Source organism: Pseudoalteromonas sp. SG44-5 (assembly GCF_014164175.1).
Taxonomy (GTDB): domain Bacteria; phylum Pseudomonadota; class Gammaproteobacteria; order Enterobacterales; family Alteromonadaceae; genus Pseudoalteromonas; species Pseudoalteromonas nigrifaciens.
Map to the genome: position 1 here is coordinate 31,443 of NZ_JACJES010000003.1, position 22,338 is coordinate 53,780.

The following is a 22,338-nucleotide window of genomic DNA, read 5'->3' on the forward strand; positions in this document are numbered from 1 at the left end:
TTAAAATCAGGTGTTGATAACACGCGACTTACCGTATTGATTAATTGTAATTGATTAAACGGTCGCTGCTTTTTACTAGGATCGTTAAACGACTCTATAAAAAATATGCAGATTGATTGTCAACGCATTGATATAATTTATTGATTATTACTAACAGCTAAAACCGATAAGTCAGCCCAGCATAATAACGGCGCCCACTATAACTACTGCTACGAAGCCTCGCTTTACTATCATCACCATAAAATGTTCGTGACTCTTCTTTTGTTAAATTGATCACGGAAGCCGAAATTACTAAATTTTCCATTAAGCTATATGACGCATTTAAATCTACTTGTTGGTAAGGCTCTTGGGATACCGTTAACCCATCAGCTAAGCCTAAGGCCATTTCGCCACGGCGGTTATACGACGCTCGAACACTGTAATTATCCTCTTCAAAATAGGCTGAAAAGTTAAACTGATCATTAGCGCTACCTACTAAGGCAGATTCGCCTACTTTTTCACCATTAACACTAACATCGGCTTGATTCGTATCATTAAGCGTGTAATTTGCATTAATACCGAAACCATTATCAAAAGCATGTTGAGCAAACAACTCTACTCCTCGAGATGTAGCATTTGTACCATTCGCTGTAGTGGTAAAGGGTGTGACTTTGATGTTTCCTGCGGTGACAATTTCAACCCCTGTATAAGGATTTGTAAAGCCATCGAATGGACGTTCAGAGGTAATGATCAACGGTACGATAAAATTATCAACATCCTTATTAAATAATGCAATCCCCACAGCAGAGCCTGTCCCATAGTAATATTCAGCCGATAAGTCGAGTTGTACCGATTCAAATGGCTGTAATGCTTTATTACCTCCAGACCCACTCCAACCTTGATCAACTGGATTTCCTCTAAATTCAAGCCTATCGTCGGCCCATTCTTGAGATATAAAAGTCAGTTGTTCAGGTGCACCTAAATCATTAAAAGGAGCGCGAGACATTGTTTTAGCCGCTGCAGCTCGAATAACCAATGAGTCACTCGCTTCCCATACTAAATTTAAGCTAGGTAAAAAGCGGTCATCTTTAACGGTTCGCAGCGTTGTCGTTTCTACATCAACCAATCGTTCATTGCCAAGAATATCTTCACCTGTTGCATCTTCAATATCATCTAAAAAGTAATTTATTTTATCTGATGACATGATTTGCGTTTCGGTTTCGACATAACGTACTCCTACGTTACCGCGGAAATCGCCAAACGAAAAATCAGCTTGAAGATAAGCAGCGGTAATTTTTTCTTCAATATCAAAAACAAAATCAGGCTCGCGACGAGTGTATTTTACGTATTCATCAGTAACTGCATCACGATATTGCTGCCAATTTATGGTCGGCATAGTATTGATTTCAAAACCACCTGCAATATTCTGTTCTGACTCACGATTAAGCACATCCTCTAGATTAGGCATACCACCAATCCATTGATAAGCAACTTCGTCAATCGCACCTTGACTAAATGGGTCAAGCTCACCATTAGCAATACGATTAGCACCGTCTTGAGTTATAAAAAAAGTGTTATTCGTTTCTCGGTGTAAGGTGGCTTTACGGTGCTTAACCCCCATTCGCAAAGTGTCTAAAATGCCATAAGCAACATGATAATCTAAATCAAGTTGACCATATTCTTCTTTTAAATCACTGACGATAAAACTAGAACCTGTTGAGCCTGGATCTGGATCACCCGCAATACCTGCCTGTAAATTAGTTAGCAAAGCAGGATCGGCGTATAGAGAAACTCGATCGCCTAAACGCCAACCTGCAAACGCTGCCGCATTCTCGTTATTCCCTGAGTCACTGCGACTGCCTGGCTGACCACTTTTATAGGCTGCATTAAATGATTCTGATGGGCCACCACTGGCTTTAGTACGACCAAATTTACCTTTCAAATCAAAAATGCTACCTGCATATTCAAATGCAAAATCATAGGTATCAGAAGTATCTTTTTCTTCTGTGTAACTGCCAATTATCCACGGGAACTCTAAATTTCCCTCACTCCCACCAGCACCACTAGTGAAGTCCATTCCCGTCACAATAGTGCCCGTGTCATCAAGTTGCACACCCGTTAAATAGTCGGGATTGTATTTCCATTCAGGGATCTGTAGCTGTGATGTGGTACGATCTTGACCTAACTCAAAATGAAAATGATTGAATGTAAGTTCTAAATTATCTGTTGGCCTCCATTGTAGTGTTGCCTGTATACCAACTCGTTCCCTTTTTTCTTCCGTAATACTTACACCTGCAACTTGCGGTGCCCACACTCCATCGTAGGTATTACCGTAAGCATCTTCTAATGCACCAAAGCGCCGTGTACTATCAGTAATTTCATTACCATTAGTATCGGTTGCTGGTAAATCGCTTCCAGTAGCCCAGCGCCAACCACCGCCAGCAGACATATCACCAGTTAAGCTTCGGTTAGTCCGATCTTGTTTTGTATAACCGAGTAAAAAACCAAAATCTTCATCATCATTTTTCCATGAGTACACACCACTAAAATTAGGTTCATACTCTTTAGTAACATCAGCGTAAGTGTATTCAATATTAAAGGCACCTGAGTTTGCATCCATATCTAAAGGGGTGCGGCTGTTTAGAATTACCGTACCGCCTACGCCCCCTTCATCTAAACGAGCTTCAGATGATTTAAATACTTCAACTGATTTCACCATTGTCGAAGGTAGTAAAGAATAGCTAAAAGAGCGAGATGGCGAGCCAGGTGAAGATGCTATAAAGTTACCATTGAGTTGAGTGAGTGTTAAATCTGACGACAAACCACGAATGCTTACATTTTCGCCTTCACCACCACTTCGCGATATCACCACACCAGGAACACGTTGTAGTGAATCAGCTACATTCTTATCGGGAAACTTACCTATATCCTCTGCGGTTATAGCATCCACGATAGAATTAGAAAGACGTTTTATAGCTAAATTCTCAGCCATAGAAGCCCGTATACCACGTACCTCAATCACCTCTAGGTCATTTTCGTTTACTTTTTCAATTTTCTCTTGTTGTGCGTATGCCCAGTTACATGTCGTCATTAGGGCTAATACTAATGCCGTTTTTTTAAACTGTCGTGAAACTCTTATAGATTCTGGACTGTTATTAATGGCCATGCCTATCTCCAGTATTGTGTTGTCATAGTTATCAAAATGAGAATTAGGGATTTTATTAACATAGCGTTAACCCATAACAATGGTTAACATTGTGTTAATGATGATTTAGCATAGAGTTACAGCGGGAAAGGTGATATTAATAATTCGGTTAAGACTAGTAATAAATCGGCGTTCTTATATAAGTTATAATTTTAACAGTAAGGCTATTTAATAAATAAAAGGGATACAATTGTATAAAGGAGGGAGAGATCTTAGATATTATCGTATTGGTAGTTGCTGCTGCATTGTCCTGCAGTCAACTATAACTTATTTTTAACGCCGTTAAGCTACTTAATAAGTTTGAATGAGCACATAATTAAAAAGGGAAAGAGCCATTACGGCCCTCTCTTGTTAAAAGTATATTATTAAGCTAATTTAATTAAAACTTATAGTTTGCACCTAAGTAAAAGCGTCGGCCTGAATATTTATTATAAGTAAAGCGGTTACTTTGTTTCCAATAGCCTTCTTCAAGCTCTTCAGTTAAATTAACAATAGAGGCCGTGATTGAAAGGCTTTCATTAATATTATAACCAGCGTTAACATCTAATTGACCGTATGCTTTGGTATACATATTATAACCTTTATGTATGCCATTAGCCCTGTCGTCCTTCCAGTTATAAGATGCTCGTACACTAAAGTCATCATTTTCAAAGTAAACTGAAAGATTATATTGATGCTTAGCCGTACCCGGTATTTCAGCTTCAGTTATTTGGCCGTCAGTTGATACTTTACTACTGCTGGTTTCTGTATATGTATAGTTTCCAAGTACACCAAAGCCACTTTCAAATGAGTGCTGGAAGAAAAGTTCTACCCCGTCAGAACTTGCATCACCGCCGCCAACTTTGGTGCTCATTTCAACATCAAATGGTCCATTACAACAATCATGTTCGCGCTGTACAATTTCCACACTAGAAATCGGTAAATTAGCAATATCTTTGGTAAATAAAGTGGCTCCTAGCGCCGAACCCTCACCGTAATACCACTCGAGTCCTAGATCAAACTGATCCGATATCATAGGCTCTAAACCAGTATTAGCTGCTGTTCCAAAACCGCTACCTGTCCATGAGTCTGGTGAGTTAATATTAACAGGCGGGCCATAAGATTCTGCTTGGCTCAAATCAGCATAACTTACTCGCGACATGGTACGTGCAGCAGCAAATCGAACCACAATATCAGTACTCGCATCCCATGCTAAGTTAAAGCTAGGTAAAAATTCACTGTTATTACTGCTACGGTTATTAGGTGTAATACTATCGTCATCTTGACCAATTACATCATCGTAAGTAAGAGTTGATAAATCTGTTTTAACGTACCTTACACCTATATTCCCTCTAAAATCTTGCCATTCAAAATTAGACTGCACATAAGCAGACCATATTTTTTCTTCTAACGTATAAGTACCCGCTAAAGTAGGAACTACTGTTTGGGTGAAGTTATCCTGTATATATGCATCTAATGCAGCAAAATCGAAGGCCAAATAATTAAACGCTCCTGTATTACCCGCACTGTTATCAACTACATTATCGCTAACGAGTGACTCAGGATCTGGGTGAAAGTCAGGGTTATGAAACCATTCTGTGCCTGGTAAATAGCCACGATAACCGCCGTTATCAGCTATACCATCATCCCATCGGAAGTCATTTCTTGAGCCTTCAATTTGATGATCTCGATATTTAACACCTGTAAAAATAGTGGTGAATATACTGCTGTCTACATCAAACTTAATATCTGTTTGTGCGTAATCTTCAGTGTCTTTATTTTCTGATGAGTAAGAATCAAACCAATCATAGTATTGGTATGCTTTTTTATCCGAGGCAAGATCTGTTGAAATGTCGTAACTGGGTTTGCCACCAACCGTTGACCAATGCCAGCTATTTACTGAGCCTTGTCTGGCATCTATATTGGCGTATGTTTCTTTTGAAGTACCACCCTCGGCTTGGGTGCGACCTACTTTAAAAGATGCTGTAAAAGTGTCGCCATGGTAGATCCCTTCAAAATCAAAGGTATCTGACTTTGATTCACCAATTTTTTCACGACCTGTTAATTGCGGCGACAATAAACCACGGCGTATAGCAACGCCATTATTAACATCGGCATCTCCCCAGTTTTGATCATTGAGCAGGCCATTATCTGCATTGCCGTAACCAATAACAGTATCGCCGTCTAATTCCACACCAAAATATGGATTATGGTTATCATTCCACTCAGCAAAAGTAATTGCCTGTCCTATATCATCGTAGCCCACTTTAGCACCAAAATAATTTAGGTTTAACTCTAAATTTGCACTCGGGGTCCACTGCACTGCTAGCTGATAACCATCACGAGTACGATCTTGAGTTGAGTTGTTAATATACATGCCGCTAGGCGCCCAAACATCATTGTAAACCTCCCCGGTAGCCTGATCCACTATTGCAGGACGATCTGCTTTTTCATCTGTATCGGAATGTAGGCGCCATCCCATTGCATCATTCGAAATCGTTTTTACTGTTCTATCTTGTCGTGTAAATCCAGCAAGAACACCAAATGTTGATTCTTGATTTTTCCATGAATACAGTAAGTTAAGTTGTGGTTCTGTTTTCTCAGTAACATCCGCATAAGTAAATTCGGCACTAACAACGCCTTCATTAGCTTCCATTTCTAACGGTTTTCGCGTGTGTAAAATGACTGTACCACCAATTCCGCCTTCATCTATTCGTGCTTCGGGGCTTTTATAAACCTCAACACTGCTAATCATATTTGCTGGTAATAAAGCATAGTTAAAACTGCGCGATGGCACGCCTGAATCTGACGAGGCAATATAGTTGCCATTTAATTGAGTTAACGTCCAGTCTGATGAGGTACCACGAATACTAACGCGGTTTCCCTCACCGCCACTTCGGTCAATCATTACCCCTGATACACGTTGAAGAGAATCTGCAATGTTTTTATCTGGAAACTTACCCACATCTTCAGCGGTAATAGCATCAACAACAGAATTTGAAGTACGCTTAAGCAATAAGTTTTTAGCTGTACTCGAGTAAATTCCTCTTACTTGGATTACTTCAATTTCTTCATCAGTCGTTTCTGCATACACATTAGAGGTAAGCACGCCTAAAACAGCGCAACTAATTAATGATGCTTTGAATAAAGATGCAGGAGAGCGGTGTGTTCTCTGTTTTTTAAATCCTGAGGCGTTTTTTATTATTTTTCCACTGTTATTATTAACCATTATTATCTCCAGTAGTATTATAAGTGTTGTCAAATAGTGTTCGCCAGCAATTAACGCTTAGGTTATATACTTCCACAGCTTTGCTTTGTACGAGTTAACACTTTGTTAAGCTGCGTTTCAGGATAGGGATACAGTACAAAAAGTGATAATAGTATTTCGGTGAACACTAGTAAAAAATCGGCGTTTACTAATAAATAGATTTTATTAATCTCAACCTGGTTTATAGTATCCATGCTCTGTTTGTTATTTTGAGCGACACCTATTTAAATCATAATACTTTGATTTAAATGTCTTATATTACAATTTTTGATAAGCATTCACTTTTCGATTTATTTGCTAATCGGATTTTTTAAAGAAATGATAGGCTCAACAATGCGTAATAATTTGGAAATCTGCTTAAGCGCAGATGAACTTGATAAGTTAGCTAGTAATATTCACATTGCATTTACCTGTGGTGCAAGCAGAGTAGAACTGTGTAGTGCCATGCATCTTGATGGCCTAACTCCTAGCATTGCAGCGATTAAGGTTGCCCGTGAAAATATGCCACATGACGGTGACTTGTTAGTAATGATAAGACCCATTAGCAATTTATTTGAAATCGATAGAGCACTGCTATCTACTATGTTAGAACAAATTGAAAGTGCGGCTAAGTTAGGTGCAACAGGAGTTGTATTTGGTGCTATTAGTCACGGTAAACTCGATATTAAAACCACTAGAACACTGGTAAAACATGCACAAAAATATCACCTCAGTGTTACTTTTCATCGCGCATTCGATTGTATTGAAAACTGGCAAGACGCTCTCAATTTATTCATAGAACTTGGTATTAGTCGTGTATTAACTAACGGAACAAAGTGGCTTAGTAACACTAGCGTAATACAAAATATACAACACTTAAAAACGCTAATAAACTTTGCTGACAATCGAATAGAGGTCGTTATTGGTGGTGGAGTTACTTGCAGTAATGCAGCTAAACTGTGGCAAATAGCAACACATAACAATAATCAAGTTTCGCTGCATGTGCACTCTGCTGTATATAAACAAGATGGGTATTTAGATCCTTTAGCAGTGCGCACTCTTGCTGAAATAATAGGAAAAAAGAATGAACGATAATACATCTACTGCGCTATTTTTAGGCATTGACGGTGGCGGTACAAAGTGTAAAATTAGGCTCGAAAATGCCCAAGGTAAACTATTAGCTGAAGCTATAAGTGGGCCTGCAAATATTGCCACTTCTATTGAGGTGGCGCAAAAGTCAATTATTGCAGCAACACATACAGTATTAAGCAAAGCAAACTTACCTACCACCGCAATATCATCCATTGTGGCTTGCGCTGGACTTGCTGGAGCAAATATAAAAAGCGCTATGCTAGTAATGCGCGATTGGCAACATCCATTTGCCGAACTGAGCTTAACCACAGACATAGATATTGCCTGCCAAGGAGCTCATTTTAATGAACCTGGAGCCGTAATTATTTTAGGTACTGGATTTTGTGCAGGAGCTAAAAAATCTAATAAATGCATAGACTTTGGTGGCTATGGCTTACTGTTAAGCGATGGTGCAAGTGGCGGATGGTTAGGATTAAACTTATTTCGCTATGCGTTAGAAGTAACCGATGGTTTGTTACCAACAAGCCCATTAATTAATGCGCTTTTAGCACAAATCAACTGTACCTCTAGTAGCGACATCACTCAAATAGCACTTAAAGCAAAGCCTGCTTACTTTGCCAGTTTTGCTCCTTTAGTGTTTTCTATGCCTGATGATCCCTATGCTAAATCACTTTTACAATATGCCGCTAAATTTATAACCCGCTATGTAGATCACCTAGTGAGTATGGGTTACCCCAGGGTTTCTTTAATCGGTGGTACAGCAGTAAAAATTACGCCTTGGTTAACTGCACAAACACAACAGTACCTTAGCAAAGCTAAATCGACTCCTGAGCAAGGTGCAATTCAATTAGCAAAACACAACCATAAAATACTTTAATCTTCTATTTTATTACGTAATTGAGACGGTATTTCACCGAACAACCGCCTAAATTGCTTACTAAAATAACTCGGCTCCGAAAAACCACATTGATAGGCAATTTGTGAAATAGGTAAGCGTGTTTCAACTAACAGCTTACGTGCATTTTCAAGGCGGATTTCGTTAATAAATTGATTCGGCGTTTTAGCTAAATGTTTTTTAAAACGCCGCTCTAATGCACTTACTGAAAGGTGCGCTAATGTAGCGAGTTCATCAATAGTTATTGTACGATGATAGTATTTTCTGATGTATTCAACGGGCTCTTCAATTACCCTAACATGAGATAATGCTTTAGATGTTTTTTCTAAGTGACGAGTTACGCCATAGGTGCCTAAAATAGTATCATTATCCCCTCTAAGTACCTGTTTAGAAGTAGAAAACCACGCTAATTCACCACTTAGTGTTTGATTAAGTTCAAGTCTGTCGGTAACAACATGGCCCTGCATAACCCGTTTATCATCATTTACATATTGAAAAGCCAAATGCTTTGGGGAAAAGTCAAAATCAGTTTTTAGTAAAATTTGATCAAGTGACTTAAATCCTTGGTGCTCTATAAAATGTTGATTGCAATGTAAAATTCTACTTTGCGTATCTTTAACCCAAAACAAAATATCAGGTAGTAAGTCAAATGCGGCTATTAATTGGTGTATACCCGCTTTAGTTATAATTTTATCTTCATCCATTGTGCTATTTAGCGCCCCTATGCGTATTTATTTATATCTTGCAAACGCCGATTTTGTCTCATTGTTAACCGAATTACTATTATCACTTAACATTTCATTTCCCTATTATAAATAACATGTTTTTAACTTACTTTAGTAATCTTATTTACTAAAAGGAGCTTTTCCATGAATAGTAACAAAATACGTATGGGCATGGTGGGCGGCGGCGAAGGTGCTTTTATAGGGGCTGTACATCGTATTGCAGCACGTTTAGATGGATTAATAGAGTTAGTGGCCGGTGCCTTTAGTTCAGACTCAGCACGGAGCATGGCTGCAGGACAAATGCTTGGCTTAGATCCCGCTCGCTGCTACGCAAGTTATCAAGCCATGTTTGAGGCAGAGTCATTATTACCAGCAGATCAACGTATCGATTTTGTCGCTATTGTAACGCCAAACCATTTACATTTTCCTATTGCACAACTCGCTATTCAATATGGTTTTCATATACTTTCCGATAAGCCCGCTACTCTTAATTTAGAACAAGCGTTAGCACTAAAAAAACAGCTAGATAGTAGTCATGTTGTATACGGGCTTACCCACACCTACACAGGTTACCCTATGGTTAAAGAAGCTCGCCATCGTATTGCCAATGGCGAGCTTGGCAATATTCGTAAAATAATTGTTGAATATAACCAAGGTTGGTTAGCCAATAGCAATGACGAAACATCTAAGCAAGCACAATGGCGTTTAGATGCTAGCAAATCAGGTATTAGTTGTTGCATGGGAGATATTGGGGTCCATGCAGCCAACTTAACCGAATATGTAAGTGGCCTAGAAATTACTGAACTATGCGCTGATTTAAATCACGTTGTCCCCGGTAGAACTCTCGATGATGACGGCACTGTATTGCTACGCTTTAACAATCACAGTAAAGGTGTGTTAATTGCCAGCCAAATTGCCTTGGGCGAAGAAAACAACCTTACCCTGCGTATATATGGCGATAAGGCCAGTATTGAATGGTCACAAATGGAGCCTAATAGCTTGTGGTTAAGAAGCCATAACGCTCCAGCTACTTTGTTACGCGCTGGTGTTGGCCCACTTTGTAACGCTGCCACAAATGCATTACGCACTCCAGCAGGCCACCCTGAGGGATACCTTGAAGCGTTCGCTAATATTTATGTAAATTTTGCGAAGCAAGTTCAAGCCAGTAAATCAGGGCTGACAACAGTAAACAGCGAGTTTGATGTACCCGGTATTCATGAAGCAATTCGTGGCATGGCATTTATTGAAAATGCGGTGTCTGCATCAGCACAAGATACCAAATGGCATACTTTTAAAATTGGATAAAATAATAATGAAAGAAATAAAAGGACCGGCGATATTTTTAGCACAATTTATCTCAGATAAACCGCCATTTAATAATTTTAAAGACATTTGCCACTGGGCGAGTAACTTAGGTTATAAGGCAATTCAACTGCCCACTTCAAATTCTGACCTATTTGATTTAGAAAAAGCAGCTCAAAGCCAGCAATACTGCGATGAAGTAACTGGTATTGCAGCAGACGCAGGGCTTACAATTTCAGAGCTGTCGACTCACTTGCAAGGGCAGTTAGTCGCAGTACATCCGGCATACGATGAAATGTTCGATAATTTTGCGCCGCAAGCAGTTAAAGGTAACCCCGCAGCAAGAACCGTATGGGCAAAAGAGCAATTAATGCTAGCAGCCAAAGCAAGCCAAAAGTTGGGATTAAAAACCCATGCAACTTTTTCTGGGGCATTACTTTGGCATACTTTTTATCCTTGGCCGCAACGTCCACAAGGACTGGTTGAACAAGGGTTTGCAGAATTAGCTAAACGTTGGCTGCCTATACTAGATTGCTTTGACGAAATGGGTGTGGACGTGTGCTTTGAACTTCACCCTGGTGAAGATTTACATGACGGTATTTCGTTTGAACGCTTTTTAGCGGCAACCAATAATCATCCGCGCGTAAATATTCTTTATGATCCTAGTCATTTTGTACTTCAACAACTTGATTATCTTGCATTTATAGACATTTACCATGAACGGATAAAAGCATTTCATGTTAAAGATGCCGAATTTACTCCTAACGGTCGCTCTGGTGTATATGGCGGCTATCAAAACTGGCAAGACCGCCCAGGAAGGTTTCGCTCTTTAGGTGATGGGCAAATTGACTTTAAAAGTATTTTTAGCAAATTAACTCAGTACGGCTTTGATGGCTGGGCTGTTTTAGAGTGGGAATGTTGTATTAAACATCCCGAGAATGGCGCAAAAGAAGGGGCTGAATTTATTAAACACCATCTGATCCGCCCAACTGATAAGGCATTCGACGATTTTAGTCGAGCTGAAACAGATAGCCAACGTAACAATCGCATTTTAGGTATTAAATAGGATATCGCTAATGAATGATAATAATAACAACCGCCTAGTATTTAGGCTCTGCTGTATTGCATTAATTGTTACCTCAATGACATTTGCGATCCGCGCCGGAATATTAGGCCAACTAGGTGAACAGTTTGGTCTTACTAGCACTCAGCTAGGGTGGGTTAACGCCATGGCCTTTTTAGGTTTCCCGGTTGCCACCATGGTCGGCGGCTTTATATATAATGCTATTGGAGCTAAACGACTTGTAGCACTGGCTTTTGTTTGTCACTTTGCTGGGCTCATTTTAACCATTACCGCAGACGGATTTTGGGGATTGTTAGTCTCTACCTTTTTAATTGGTTTTGCTAATGGCTCTGTTGAAGCTGGCTGTAACCCACTAATTGCTCAAATGTTTCCAAAAAATACCACCACTATGCTCAATCGTTTCCACGTTTGGTTTCCAGGTGGCATCGTAATTGGAGCTTTGGCTTCAAGCGCTATGACTGCTGTAGGATTAAATTGGCAATGGCAAGTGGCATTAATTCTTATTCCAACCATTATATATGGTGTGATGATACTCAAATCACAGTTTCCACAGTTTGATATGCAAGTAAACTCAACCAGCAAAAACCTAAAAAATCTACTATCACCTGTGTATTTATTCCTGATTGTTTGTATGACAGTGACTGCCATTACCGAGTTTGGCACACAACAATGGATAGAAAAGATTTTAGGCTCTTCGGGTGCTTCACCTATGGTGATTTTAGCGCTTATAACTGGCCTTATGGCTACAGGCAGATTTTTTGCAGGCCCAATTGTTCATCGTTTTAGCCCAACTGGGGTACTGCTTGGATCAGCAATCTTTGCCACCGCAGGAATATTTTTAATGAGCCAAGTGCAAGGTAACGCTATTTACTTTGCAGCAGCAATGTTTGCCGTTGGCGTCACTTACTTTTGGCCCACCATGCTTGGCTGCGTTGCAGAATTCGCCCCTAAAACAGGCGCTTTGGGTATGTCATTAATGGGCGGTGCCGGCATGTTTGCAGTTAGCATGTGGAACCCGGTAATCGGTCATTGGATTGATGCCGCAAGTAAAGAAGCCGAAGCGGCAAACTTAACGGTGCAGCAAACTCAAGTATTAGCAGGGCAAACAGTGTTAGGAAACCTGCTTATTTTCCCTATTATATTAATTGTGGTTTTTGCTGGGTTTCATCTGGTTATGAATAAAAATAAAACGCTAAAAAACGCGTCTAGCAACCATTAAAAATAAATAAACGAGGTTACATTATGCTTAAATCATTCAAAATGTTGTCACTTGCACTGGCTTTTAGTAGCTGTGCTTTTGCCCATACACCAGATAACCAACTAACCATAGAAGAGCAAAAAGCCGGCTGGCAATCACTTTTTAATGGTAAAGATATGTCTATGTGGCGTAACTTTAAAAGTGACACGGTTAACTCAGCATGGAAAATTGAAGATAACGCCATGACCCTAACGCAAGGTGGCGGCGATATTCTCACTAAAAAAATGTACCGCGACTACGAATTACAAATGGATTGGAAGATCTCTACAAAAGGCAACAGCGGTATTTTTGTATTAGCCGACGAAACTGGCAGTATGATCTATTCCCATGCGCCAGAAATTCAAATTTTAGATAATGTAGAACACTCAGATAATAAAATAGATTCTCATTTATCTGGCTCTATTTACGATCTTTTTGCAGCACCAAAAGCAGCTCATAAACTTGCAAATAACTGGAACCATGTACGTATTCGCATGCAGGATATGCACTTACAGGTATGGCAAAACGGTATCAGTACTACCAGTATTGTAATTGGCAGTACTACCTGGAACACCTTAGTGGCCAATAGTAAATTTGCTACGTGGGAAAACTTTGCAACGGCTGAGCAAGGGCATATTGGTCTGCAAGATCATGGTGATAAAGTTTGGTTTAAAAATATAAAAATTAAGGAGCTATAACTATGTCTAAATTCGATCATAAAGTACTGGTTGTTGGTTCGGGTGCTGGCGGTGCAATGGCCGCTTATACATTAACTAAACTAGGCCATAAAGTTTTATTATTAGAAGCTGGTAGAGACTACGATCCGAAAACGGAAAGCCCAATGTTTCGCCGCAATAGCGAAGCCCCTCTAATGGGAGCAGGCACTAAAGATAAAAGCTTTGGTTTTTACGATGCTACCGTAGATGGTGGTTGGCAAGTACCAGACGAGCCCTACACAAATGCCAAGGGTACCGATTTTTATTGGTGGCGAGCACGTATGCTCGGTGGGCGAACCAATCACTGGGGACGCTATTCGTTGCGCTTTAGTGAACACGACTTTAAAGGTAAGAGTCAAGACGGCCAAGGCGCCGATTGGCCGTTTGTGTATGAAGATATTGCACCTTGGTATGACAAAACTGAAGAACTCGTTGGTATTTGTGGAACTAATACAGGTTTAGACGATATGCCTCCTTCTGCACCCGGTGTTTTACAGCCGCCACCAACACCCAGAGTGCCGGAGTTACTAATTGCAGCCAGTGCTAAAAAATTAGGTATTGCTGCAGTCCCTATGCACAGAGCCGTACTTACACGTAATAAAGATGATCGCATGGCGTGTTTTTATGCGACACCTTGTGGTAGCGGCTGCTCTATTGGTGCTGCTTTTCAAACCACAACTTCCCTACTACCTATGGCAATGGCGACCGGTAATTTAAAAATTGTTACCGACGCTATGGTTAAATCTGTCGCGGTAAATGACGCTGGTAAAGTAACGGGTGTGACCTATGTTGAGAAAAAATCTGTAACTGAGCATACTCTCTCAGCTGATGTGGTAATTCTTGCTGCCAGTGCATGTGAATCAGCGCGTATTTTGCTGAACTCTAAAACAGCCAAGCACCCTAAAGGTTTAGCTAACTCGAGCGATCAGGTAGGCCGTAACTTGATGGACTCTACTGGTGCTTGGTTAGGCGCGCAAATTCCTGCTTTAAAAGGACGCCCGCGTTATAACGAAGATGGCCATACTGGCAACCACTTGTTTATTCCTTGGTGGGGACACAAAGCACATGCCAAAGGTGAGCTTGACTTTCCACGTGGCTACCACTTTGAAATAAGTAGCGGCTTTAATCAGCCAGGTTCAGGTGTGTCGGGTGATAAACAAGGCTATGGGCCTGCCCTTAAGCAACAAGTTCGTGATGCATATGGCTCTTATGTTGGCTTTGCGCTGCGTGGCGAGATGCTCCCAAACAAAGACACTTACATGGAAATTGACGAAACCGTTAAAGATAAATGGGGGATCCCCGTTTCTAAATTCCATTTTAGATGGTCAGACCGAGAGCTTAAGCAAATTGAACACGGCTTAAAAACAGCAAAACAAATTTTAGAAAATATGGGAGCTAAGGTCGGTAAATTACCGTCTGCAGAAAAAGCAATTTCTAAAGGTGGTGAAATTATTCATGAAGTAGGTACTACCAGAATGGGTAGCTCGCCAAAAGAGTCTGTTACTAATCAATGGGGTCAGACCTGGGAATGCGAAAACCTATTTATTATGGATGCCGGTGTATTTGCATCAAATCCACATAAAAATTGTACTTTAACAATAATGACACTCGCAATGCGTAACTCAACGTGGCTTGCAAAACAAATTGAAAAAGGGGTGCTATAACATGGATACACAAGATCGCATCAACTCTAACAAATACGCTTCAGGAATGTCACGTCGTGAATCATTAAAATGGCTTGGGCTACTCGCCGCAGGATCGGCCGTGTCACTAAGTGCTGGTTGCACTAAAGCACTCGATGGTTCTATGAGCAAAGCTGGCCATTGGCCTGATATAGACATAGCCCCAGTAGCAGGTAAAGGTTATGGTACAGATCCAAATATGGTGCTCCCACCAGAATCGCCTTGGCCGCTCACCTTAACGAATGCCCAGCTGACACTCGTCGCTGTACTTGCAGATTACATAGTACCGCAAGAGGGTAATAATCCAAGTGCTTCACAAGTACAGGTACCAAGTGTAATTAATGAATGGGTAAGCGCACCTTATAACGGCCAGCAAAAAGATAGAGTCGCTATCCTGCATGGATTAGCGTGGATTGACGATGAGGCAGCACTTCGTTTTAAAACTAATTTTGTGCAATTAAATAGTGAGCAACAAACCGCTATATTAAATGATATTGCCTATGTTAGTGAAGATATACCCGCTCAGTTTCAACGTATAAGTGATGCTTTTTTACGCTTTAAAAACTTGGTGCTAGGTGCTTACTTTTGCACGCCACAAGGCTGTAAAGATATCGGTTACTTAGGTAATGTACCTATTGCTGGTGATTACCCTGGCCCTAGCGATGAAGCCAAAGCACATTTAGAACATGTGTTAGCAGAACTAGGCTTAAGCGAATACGCTTATAAAGACTGATTTAAATTAATGCTATTAATCTAACGATGGCTACATAAAAGAAACGAAAGCAAAGAGCAAACAACCTCTTTGCTTATTTAATAGGTATTTTGTGATGTTTAATACAAAATTTTGGCAACTAAAAACGTTGCTGTTTATTGGTGTTGTAACGCTAAGCTGCAGTGCGTTGCAAGTGAGTGCTAAAACAGCAAAAGCACTCCCGCCTGTAAGTGTACAGCTTTGGTCGGTTAAAGATGCATTAAAAGCAGACTTTGAAGGTACATTACAATCTCTCTCAGATATGGGTTTTCAAGGTGTAGAGTTTGCCGGTGATTTTGGTAGTTACCGCAATGATCCGAGCAAGCTAAAACGCAAACTCAGTGATTTAAATTTAGTTGCTAGCAGTGCGCATATTGGCTTTGAAGTACTAACGAATGAGAGCATTTCAGACACCCTTCTATTTTATAAAACCTTAGGCGTATCGTTATTATTTGTACCATGGGATGAACGCGCATGGCACCCTACTGGTGTAATTGCTTTAACCAAGCAACTAATTGCAGTAAATAATATAGCCCAACGTTACGATATGCAGATTGGCTTTCATAATCATGATCAAGAGTTTAACCATTATAAAGGCGCTACTTATTGGGATTACATTGCGACCCAAACACCGGCTAATATGCCACTGCAACTCGATATTGGTTGGGTTAATTATGCAGGGAAGAACCCACTCACTTACGTGAAAAATTATCCGCAACGTACAATATCAACCCATTTAAAAATTCGTACCCATAAAAATGATGGTCTAAGTCCTATTATTGGTGAAAATAGTTATTCTTGGCAGTCACTGATAAAGTCATTAATTCAGCACGGCGGTACTCAATGGCTGGTATTAGAGCAAGAAGAATACCCGCATGGTTTAACGCCAATGCAAAGTGTTGCTAAATCTAAAGCTAACCTTGATATGATTTTACAGGAAATGGCATTATAACCGCGCTAGAAAAGGAAAATATTGTGACCCACAAGCCAATGTAAAAAGGTACTTTATTGGGTCACAATACTTTTTTAGTTATGCTATTTAATCATTTTACTGAGTATTTAAAGCGCTTATTCTGCATCACCAAAGAACAATTTAGTGATCAGTTTATTATCAATGGTTTCACCCTTTAGCGTTCTCACTAACAGCTCACTACCGAGTAGTTGCAATGAAAATACTACGTCAGGTTTTACGCGCTTAATTTGCGGAATATGTTTACTTGAATTAACCAAAGCAATTGTTTTGGTGTCCTCGCCAGCAACTTCTTTAGCCGCTAAAATACTAAACGCATTTTCAGCATCATCATTACGTAACGCTAAAATATAATTTGCCTTTTTAGCGCCCGCTTCGATTAAGATATCGGCTGAGCTTGAGTCGCCATAAACAATGTCTGCATCTACCGGATATTCGTGTTCAGACCCTGTTGGGCACACTAAAGTAACTGCATCGCCACGCTCTACCAAACCGGCATAAACACTGTGTGCGGTGGGTGAAATACCTAAAATAATAAAATGATTTTTTCTCATTACGTTCGAAATCCTACCTTTAACAATTTTTTTAAGATTACCACCAATCACAGGGCCTATAATAGCACTGATCGAAGTAGCAAAAACGGTAATACCCATAACAATAATTGATGCGGTAAATAGTCGCGCTGTAGACGTTACAGGGTAAAGATCGCCATAGCCTACCGTCGACATGCTCACAATAGAAAAGTAAAATGCAGTGGGTAAATCGGTAATAGGGGTACTAAACTCGCTGCCTAAATACAAAGTGCCAAACACAGCATAAAGCATTAATGCGCCTGTACTGGTTAGAGCAAACAAACTACCTGCGGTAATACTAGAGCCATCAAAGCTTTTCCAGTATACGAGTAGTAACATGCTCACAACCATAGTGTAAGACAATAATATTAGCCCAGAGCTTGACGATGAAATACTAATAACCGCGACCACTATTAATAGTATCAGTGAAAAAGCCCACGCTAAACGTGCTTTTAAAGCTAAGCCAACCGACATTATTATTAAGCCTGCACCTAGAATAAAGCGCGGTAGTTCTGTTATTCCTATTTTATCAATTAAATTTAACCAATCGAGCGACCAGTTTAATACACCCGGTAGCATTTCTAGCATACGTGCAACAACAGGTTTAATTAGCCAGTAACCATTAAAAGCAACCAAAATAGCTAATATCCAAGCTGGTTTACATAGTTCTAATAGTTTACGTTTTATTGTTTCAACTTTCATAAAAAGCACTTTAATAACAGTGGTATATAAAAATACCACTAAATGAATAGCAAATAAATTAATAAAGCTATTATAACTGCCTCCCAATAATAGGTGCACTTATAATAGCTTAGTATTTATACCTGTTAGCTCAATACACTATTAAGTAAGTTATCTATGTAAGCTAACCTTAGATACTTAAATACGATCAAACATCCCATTCTTTTAGCGTATCTTTTACAAAAGAATAGCGCCAAGAACTAAGCAAATCTGGTTTAATATGCTGCTCTTTTTGTGCTGCAGATAATTTCCAATTCCAACTAATTAGTTGATTAACCTGCTTTTTAGAAGCCATTACATCCTCTGGAATATTATGTTCTTTGGCAACTTTATTAATTTTTTGTTTTATCTCTTTCGCTACTTTTTTGTAACTAGGAAAGTCTATTAAACGCTTTAAAATTGCTGGGTGTTGCTCCTCAGGCAATGCTTTTGCTTGCTCAATACACTTTAGTATTTCGACTCCCGAGCGGTTCACTTCTATCGCCTCAACGCCCGGAATTTGCCTTAATGCATTTAAACTTGCTGGCCCTCGTTTAGCAATTTCTGTCATATTATGTTCTTTTAATACAAAGTTAAGTGCTAAATTTTTACGAATTGCTTTATTTCGACGCCAAACAGCCAGCTCTCTTAATATTGCAAGTTCATGTGGCCTTAGTTGCCACGCATTTTTAATGTCTTTATAGAGCAGCTCATCTGGAGTTTGAAATTCTCGCTTATTAGCCACTAACTCACTTTCGCTAATAACAATATTAAATAAATCGGCGGCTTTTACACTGTCAATAATAAGATTAAAACAGGGTAATAAATGATAGGCATCGGCAGCAGCGTACTCTAATTGTTTATTTGTTAATGGCCGTTGCAACCAATTTGTACGTGATTCACTTTTATCTATTTCAATATCCAATAAAGTTTTTACCATTAGAGCAAAGCCCATACAGTTTCCTTCGCCTAAAATTTGCAGTGCAAATTGAGTATCGAATAACGGCGTAGGAACAAACCCAGCGTACTTTTGAAAAACTTCTATGTCTTCTGAAGGAGAGTGAAATACTTTTAAAACAGCAGGATCTTTTAAAATTTGCCAAAAATCGAATAATGACAGTTCTGCCAGTGGATCTATAAGTGCTAAATGCTCGCCATCATAAACTTGAATAAGTGCAACTTCTGGGTACAAAGTACGGCGACGCATAAACTCTGTGTCTATGGCTAAAACGGGCTTGTTTTTAATTTGCTCAACAAAAGTATTAAGCTGATTTTGGGTTTCAATTAATTGGTAGTGCACTTAGTCTCCTACAATAAAAAAGCCGACATATGTCGGCTTTTTTAATGGTTGCTAATCTTTCAAGGCTCTTCTGAGTATTTTACCTACGTTAGTTTTAGGTAACTCATCCCTAAACTCAACAAGCTTAGGCACCTTATAATTAGTTAAATTATCACGACAGTGTTTTATTATATCTTTTTCAGTTAAAGAAGGGTCTTTTTTTACAACAAAAACTTTAACTTGTTCACCACTCGTATCGTGAGGGATACCAATAGCTGCTACTTCAAGCACTCCATCGTGCATGGCAACAACTTCTTCAATTTCGTTAGGGAATACATTAAAGCCCGAGACAATAATCATATCTTTTTTACGATCGACTATATAAAAGAAACCTTCGTCGTCATAAGTTGCTATGTCACCGGTAGCAAACCAGCCATCTTGTAAGCTCTCAGCGGTTGCATCTGGGCGTTTGTAGTAACCAAGCATAACTTGCGGGCCTTTAACCCAAAGCTCTCCTGGTTCACCTTTTGCTGCTTCTTGGCCATTATCAAGAATTAATTTGATTTCGGTACTTGGAGCCGGTAAACCAATTGAGCCATTATATGCCGTTAAGTCATAAGGACTAACGGTAACTAAAGGAGAACACTCGGTTAAACCATACCCTTCCATTAATTTAGATTTTGTAACTGTTTGCCATTTTTCAGCAACTGGGCGTTGTACAGCCATACCGCCGCCTAATGACATTTTTAAGTGACTAAAATCAAGTTCGGCAAATCCTGGCGTGTTTAACAAACCATTAAATAAAGTATTTACACCCGTAATAGCAGTAAATTTAGCTTTACTTAATTCTTTAATAAAACCAGGCATGTCGCGTGGATTAGTTATAAGTACATTTAGGCCACCGTACTTCATAAATGTTAAGCAGTTAGCCGTTAATGCAAAAATATGGTAAAGCGGTAACGCAGTTATTACCACTTCTTTACCACGCTCAAGCACTGGGTCTAAACATCCTGAAACTTGCTCAAGATTACCTACCATATTACCGTGGCTTAACATTGCGCCTTTAGATACACCCGTTGTTCCGCCGGTATATTGTAAAAAAGCTAAATCACTTAAGTTAACCTCTGGGCGTACATAGGCATTTTCGTCGGCTTTAAGTAAGTCGCAAAAATCTATGGTATTTGGCAAAGTGTAGCTTGGCACCATCTTTTTAATGTACTTAACAACAAAGTTTACAACATGCTTTTTAATGCCACCCATCATGTCACCTACTTGGGTAACAACAATATGTTTAACATCGGTATGGGGTAATGCCTTTTCGAGTGTATCGGCAAAATTAGCCAATATAAAAATTGCTGAAGTATCAGAATCTTTAAGTTGGTGCTCAAGTTCACGCACTGTGTAGAGTGGGTTTACATTAACAACAACACAGCCTGCACGTAAAATACCTAAAATAGCAATGGGCGTTTGTAACAAATTAGGCATCATAACTGCCACTTTGTCACATTTTTTAAGGCCTAAATCATTTTGAATATAAGACGCAACTTTTTTAGTTGCAGTATCAATTTCATCATAAGACAAGGTTTTACCCATATTTGTAAATGCGGGTAAATCTTTGTAGTCGGTAAAACTTTTTTCAAACACTTCGAGTAATGAGGCATAGTGCTCAGGATCGATAGTTTCAGGCATACCTTCTGGGTAGCGCTTAAGCCAAATTTTTTCCACTCTTAGCCCCTGTTTATAGTTATATTTTTATTAACCTTAATCTAAGTAAGGCACTTTGACAATTGAGCAAATACTCTAATGAAGAATAATCCCACATTTAACGCTAATATACAATTAACACACGCTACTTTGCACCATAAATGCTTGAATCTGTTCAAAACAGTGCGCACTACTTTGCATATGACAGTGATGCCCGCCCTCTACAGTTATTACATTTAAGCTATTGTAATATTTAGCATAGTTTTCTAAATTTTGTTTTACAAAAGTGTAGCCTGTATCCCCTAGTATTAACTGACATGGCGCAATTAAATTTTTTATTGCACCAATACATTGCGCCTCATCAAACCTAAAACCTGAATGATTTTTAAGCTTTGGGTCGGTTGTTAATGCAAATCCATTTTTAATTGTTTTAATATTGCGCGCCATTAATACCTCAATAAGCTGGCTACTTAAGTCTGTTGTTTGCGCACGTGCTTGGTGTATTTGCTCTTTCGATTGATACACTCTTGGCTTTTTATTTTTTAGCCTGTCTCGGTTTAAAATAGCACTTTTAAGTTGTTGCGTTACTTCTTCACTTGGGGTTGTTACGCACCCTATTCCTTCTATAAATGTTACAGACGTTACATAGTCACTAAAGCAGCTTGCAAACACACCCGCCACCATAGCTCCCATAGAGTGCCCTACTAAATGTATTTTTTTTACCCCTAGAGTATTTATAAACTGATATATATCATCAATATAATCTACAAAATAATAGTGTGCGTCGTCGCTACGCCATGACGACAATCCGTGTCCGGCAAAATCAAGGCAATACCACGTTTGCTGCACTTTGGCATTTGCTAACATAGGGATATAACTTGCACTATTATCAAGCCAACCATGTAGCGCAATTACAACTTCATCTCCACTTCCCGTTTTTAAACCATGAATATTTAAATTATTGATTTGAATATTAAATGGTTCCACAGCACACCCCTATTAATTTTATTAATGATTATTTATAACTGTTAGCTCTAACGTGTTTTAAAAGGTGTTTTTAAATCTATCCTTCAGTAGTTATAGACAATGTAACCTTTAATGATAGGTATTTGCTACCAACTAATTTAAAACAAAGGAGTAATTATAACTAAGCAAGTAAATTAGTTTATGTGATCCTGATTTAATAAAGCTTAAGCGCA

At 39.3% G+C, this 22,338-nt stretch carries 16 protein-coding genes; 9 read left to right on the forward strand and 7 right to left on the reverse strand.

Going from position 1 to position 22,338, the window contains the following annotated elements; all coding sequences use genetic code 11:
• Positions 1-157: 157 nt before the first annotated feature.
• Positions 158-3,145, reverse strand: coding sequence for a TonB-dependent receptor (locus H5079_RS04805; protein WP_182683579.1), 2,988 nt, complete (start codon positions 3,143-3,145; stop codon positions 158-160).
• A gap of 418 nt (positions 3,146-3,563) precedes the next feature.
• Positions 3,564-6,392 (reverse strand): TonB-dependent receptor, encoded by a 2,829-nt coding sequence (locus tag H5079_RS04810; RefSeq protein ID WP_182683580.1) that lies wholly within the window; start codon positions 6,390-6,392, stop codon positions 3,564-3,566.
• Between the two features lie 372 nt (positions 6,393-6,764).
• Between H5079_RS04810 and H5079_RS04815 the strand changes: the two genes are divergently transcribed.
• A complete protein-coding gene (locus H5079_RS04815; protein WP_182683581.1) occupies positions 6,765-7,505 on the forward strand; it encodes a copper homeostasis protein CutC in 741 nt (246 codons plus the stop codon).
• A complete protein-coding gene (locus H5079_RS04820; RefSeq protein ID WP_182683582.1) occupies positions 7,495-8,379 on the forward strand; it encodes a BadF/BadG/BcrA/BcrD ATPase family protein in 885 nt (294 codons plus the stop codon). The genes H5079_RS04815 and H5079_RS04820 overlap by 11 nt, the downstream gene beginning before the upstream one ends.
• On the opposite strand, the gene H5079_RS04825 is transcribed toward H5079_RS04820, so the two are convergent.
• Positions 8,376-9,101 (reverse strand): AraC family transcriptional regulator, encoded by a 726-nt coding sequence (locus H5079_RS04825; RefSeq protein WP_058375097.1) that lies wholly within the window; start codon positions 9,099-9,101, stop codon positions 8,376-8,378. The genes H5079_RS04820 and H5079_RS04825 overlap by 4 nt on opposite strands.
• Before the next feature lie 165 nt (positions 9,102-9,266).
• On the opposite strand from H5079_RS04825, the gene H5079_RS04830 reads away from it, so the two are divergent.
• The 7 genes from H5079_RS04830 to H5079_RS04860 all read left to right on the forward strand — a co-directional run bounded on the left by H5079_RS04830 (position 9,267) and on the right by H5079_RS04860 (position 16,846).
• Complete coding sequence (locus H5079_RS04830; RefSeq protein WP_182683583.1) at positions 9,267-10,427, forward strand: Gfo/Idh/MocA family protein; 1,161 nt, start codon at positions 9,267-9,269, stop codon at positions 10,425-10,427.
• 7 nt (positions 10,428-10,434) lie between these two features.
• A complete protein-coding gene (locus tag H5079_RS04835; RefSeq protein WP_182683584.1) occupies positions 10,435-11,490 on the forward strand; it encodes a sugar phosphate isomerase/epimerase in 1,056 nt (351 codons plus the stop codon).
• A gap of 10 nt (positions 11,491-11,500) precedes the next feature.
• Positions 11,501-12,727 (forward strand): sugar MFS transporter, encoded by a 1,227-nt coding sequence (locus H5079_RS04840; RefSeq protein ID WP_182683585.1) that lies wholly within the window; start codon positions 11,501-11,503, stop codon positions 12,725-12,727.
• A 23-nt stretch (positions 12,728-12,750) separates the two neighbouring features.
• Positions 12,751-13,443, forward strand: coding sequence for a DUF1080 domain-containing protein (locus H5079_RS04845; RefSeq protein WP_182683586.1), 693 nt, complete (start codon positions 12,751-12,753; stop codon positions 13,441-13,443).
• Between the two features lie 2 nt (positions 13,444-13,445).
• A complete protein-coding gene (locus tag H5079_RS04850) occupies positions 13,446-15,125 on the forward strand; it encodes a GMC family oxidoreductase (protein WP_058375092.1) in 1,680 nt (559 codons plus the stop codon).
• A 1-nt stretch (position 15,126) separates the two neighbouring features.
• Positions 15,127-15,876: a gluconate 2-dehydrogenase subunit 3 family protein gene (locus tag H5079_RS04855; protein ID WP_182683587.1), complete on the forward strand. Its 750-nt coding sequence runs from the start codon at positions 15,127-15,129 to the stop codon at positions 15,874-15,876.
• Positions 15,877-15,970: 94 nt separating this feature from the next.
• Complete coding sequence (locus H5079_RS04860; RefSeq protein ID WP_182683588.1) at positions 15,971-16,846, forward strand: sugar phosphate isomerase/epimerase; 876 nt, start codon at positions 15,971-15,973, stop codon at positions 16,844-16,846.
• Between the two features lie 116 nt (positions 16,847-16,962).
• Here H5079_RS04860 and kch read toward each other — a convergent pair whose 3' ends face one another.
• From kch to H5079_RS04880, 4 genes are all read right to left on the reverse strand, one after another.
• Positions 16,963-18,138: a voltage-gated potassium channel protein gene (gene kch, locus H5079_RS04865; protein WP_011330128.1), complete on the reverse strand. Its 1,176-nt coding sequence runs from the start codon at positions 18,136-18,138 to the stop codon at positions 16,963-16,965.
• A 187-nt stretch (positions 18,139-18,325) separates the two neighbouring features.
• The gene (gene rnd, locus H5079_RS04870; protein WP_011330127.1) at positions 18,326-19,456 is read right to left on the reverse strand and encodes a ribonuclease D; all 1,131 of its coding nucleotides are present in this window, start codon (positions 19,454-19,456) and stop codon (positions 18,326-18,328) included.
• Positions 19,457-19,507: 51 nt separating this feature from the next.
• Positions 19,508-21,160, reverse strand: a complete 1,653-nt coding sequence (gene fadD / locus H5079_RS04875) for a long-chain-fatty-acid--CoA ligase FadD (RefSeq protein ID WP_089369289.1) — start codon at positions 21,158-21,160, stop codon at positions 19,508-19,510.
• A 114-nt stretch (positions 21,161-21,274) separates the two neighbouring features.
• A complete protein-coding gene (locus H5079_RS04880) occupies positions 21,275-22,126 on the reverse strand; it encodes an alpha/beta hydrolase (protein ID WP_011330125.1) in 852 nt (283 codons plus the stop codon).
• Positions 22,127-22,338 lie beyond the last annotated feature (212 nt).